Raw genomic sequence first — 2,682 nt, 5'->3', positions numbered from 1 at the left:
CGGGCAGCGAATACCCCTCCAGCGCGCCGGGCAGGAGTTCGTCCTTGAAGGGCTCCAGCAATTCGCGCACCCGTCCCTCGGCCGGTCCGTGGTCCATGGCAAGGAAGGAGTTCGCGAAATAGCTGGTCCGCCGCGGATAGACACCGCCATTGAGCGTCTGGTTGATGAATTCGAAGTTGAACGCCTGGATCAGCGCCTCGCGCACGCGCCAGTCCTGGAAGATCGGCTTGCGGGTGTTGAAGACGAACCCCTCCATCCCCGACGGGCGCTGATGCGGGATCTCGGATTTGACGATCCGCCCGTCCTGCACCGCGGGGAAGTCGTAGGCGCTCGCCCAGCGGGCCGGGTTCGACTCGCGGAAGGTGGAGGTCTCGCCGGCGCGGAACGCCTCGAAGATCACGTCGCCATCGGCGAAATACTCGTAGCGGATCACGTCCAGATTGTGCTGACCCCGGTTGAAGGGCAGATCCTTGCCCCAGTAGTCCGGGTTGCGCACGAATTCGATGAACCGGCCCGGCTCGAAATCGCCCACAGTGTAGGGGCCCGTCGCGGTCGGCACGTCGAGCGAGCTTTCGTCGAAGGCCCTGCCCTCCCAGTCGCGCGGGTTCAGCACCGGTCGCAGGCCCAGGATCAGCGGCAGTTCGTTGTCCTGTTCGGAGAAGTTGAACCGGATGCCCCGCTCGCCGACCTTCTCGATACTCTCGATCTTGTCCCAGGCGTTGCGGTAGCGCGGCAGCCCTTTTTCGGCCAGCGTCTCGAACGACCAGATCACGTCATCGACAGTCAGCGGCGTGCCATCGGAGAACGCCGCCTCGGGGCGCAGGTGGAACTCGACCCATTCGCGGTTCGGCCCGGTCTCGACCGATTCGGCCAGCAGCCCGTAAAGCGAGAACGATTCGTCCCAGCTGCGGCCCAGAAGCGTCTCGTAGACATGCACGCTGACGCCCCATGGGGAGCTGCCCTTGAGGATGAAGGGATTGAAGGAATCGAAACCGCCGCGCTCGCCGAAGACGATGCGCCCGCCCTTCGGTGCGTCGGGGTTCGCATAGGGCAGAGACACAAAATCCGGTGGTAGCGCGGGCGCGCCATACATGGCTATCCCATGCTGCGGCTCGGCGCGGGCAATCCCCGCGGCCAGAAACCCCGCCAGAATCGCGATCACCAGTCGTGCCGTGTTGCGCATGCTGCCCTCTCTCTGCTCTGCCTGTCGGCTGATTTTGGCTAAACATACAGACCGGACCGCGCCACTCAAATTTTTATCTTGGAGGATCAGTCAGTTTTCCGTATAAAGGAGGCACTGCTCGATAGGTTTCTTGCCTGTATGAAACCTGCCTCAATAACTAGGCGCCCTCCTTGCGAGGGCGCTTTTTTTATGCTGCAGTTGCACATCCTTGGTTTCGCATTCGTAGCACGCGATGCGGAAGCACCTCAAAATCACCAGACAAGAGGCTGATCGCATGTCACTTTCCGGCAAGACCGCAGTCATTACAGGCTCCACCTCGGGCATCGGGCTGGGAATCGCCGAAACGCTGGCCCGCGAAGGCGCCAATATCGTGATGAACTCCTTTACCGACACGGCCGAGGATCGGGAACTGGCTGAGCGGATCGCTGCCGACACCGGATCGCCCGCCGCCTATGTTCAGGCCGACATGGCCGATGGCGATGCGTGCCGGAGGCTGGTCCAGGCGGCGGCCGAGCGTTTCGGGGGCGTCGATATCCTGGTGAACAACGCGGGTATCCAGCATGTCGCGGCGATTCCCGACTTTCCGGTCGAGAAATGGGACCGCATCATCGCGATCAACATGACATCCGCCTTCCACACCACCGCCGCCGCGCTGCCGCTGATGCGCAAGGAGGGCTGGGGCCGGGTGATCAACATTGCCTCGGCCCACGGGCTGACGGCCTCGCCCTTCAAGTCGGCCTATGTGACCGCCAAGCATGGCGTCGTCGGCCTGACCAAGGTAACCGCGCTGGAAACGGCGGAGGAGGCGATCACCGCCAACGCGATCTGCCCCGCCTATGTGCTGACGCCGCTGGTCGAGGCGCAGATCCCCGACACGATGAAGGAATACGACATGACCGAGGAGCAGGTGATCCGCGAGGTCCTGCTTGCGCGGCAACCCTCCAAGCAGTTCGTCACCATCGAGCAGGTCGCGGGCTTCGTCAGTTTCCTGTGCTCGCCCGCCGCCGATCAGATCACCGGCGCGGCACTGTCCATCGACGGGGGCTGGACGGCGCTGTGAGCCGCAAGCGGATCAACCTGGCGCTCCAGGGGGGCGGCGCGCATGGCGCCTTCACCTGGGGCGTGCTCGACCGGCTCCTGGAAGAGGACGACCTGGAGATCGAGGCGATCACCGCCACCTCGGCGGGGGCGATGAACGCGGCCGCGCTGAAAAGCGGCTGGCTGCGCGGCGGCAATGCCGGCGCGCGCGAGGCGCTCGATGCGTTCTGGGAGGAGATCTCGACCCATACGGTGGTGCCGAATCCGCTGGTGCGCAACTGGCTCGCCGCCACCTCGCCGGGGCCGGAGGCGTTCTCGCGCATCGTCGAGATGAGCCCCGGCTTCGCCGCCTTCGATGCGGCCTCGAGGATGTTTTCCCCCTACGAGGTCAACCCGCTCAACATCCACCCGCTCAGGCCGGTGGTCGACCGGATGCTGGATTTCGACCGGGTCTGCGCAGA

Annotated in this window: 3 protein-coding genes; 2 read left to right on the top strand and 1 reads right to left on the bottom strand. The window is 64.4% G+C overall.

What is annotated here, in order from left to right:
• The coding region (locus AC16XC_RS10030) for an extracellular solute-binding protein (protein WP_484034515.1) at nt 1-1,252 on the bottom strand (1,252 nt) is incomplete at its 3' end.
• A gap of 205 nt (nt 1,253-1,457) precedes the next feature.
• On the opposite strand from AC16XC_RS10030, the gene AC16XC_RS10025 reads away from it, so the two are divergent.
• Together AC16XC_RS10025 and AC16XC_RS10020 are read left to right on the top strand one after the other, a co-directional pair.
• On the top strand, nt 1,458-2,243 hold the full coding sequence (locus AC16XC_RS10025; RefSeq protein ID WP_484034514.1) for a 3-hydroxybutyrate dehydrogenase: 786 nt from the start codon (nt 1,458-1,460) through the stop codon (nt 2,241-2,243).
• The coding region (locus AC16XC_RS10020; protein ID WP_484034513.1) for a patatin-like phospholipase family protein at nt 2,240-2,682 on the top strand (443 nt) is incomplete at its 3' end. The genes AC16XC_RS10025 and AC16XC_RS10020, both read left to right, overlap by 4 nt.

The organism is Candidatus Andeanibacterium sp., assembly GCF_057143545.1.
This window is presented reverse-complemented; position numbering and strand designations above follow the sequence as displayed.

What these genes read in the sequence shown, in the direction of transcription:
- AC16XC_RS10025 (WP_484034514.1), top strand. Translation starts at nt 1,458, where the DNA reads ATGTCACTTTCCGGCAAGACCGCAGTCATTACAGGCTCCACCTCGGGC.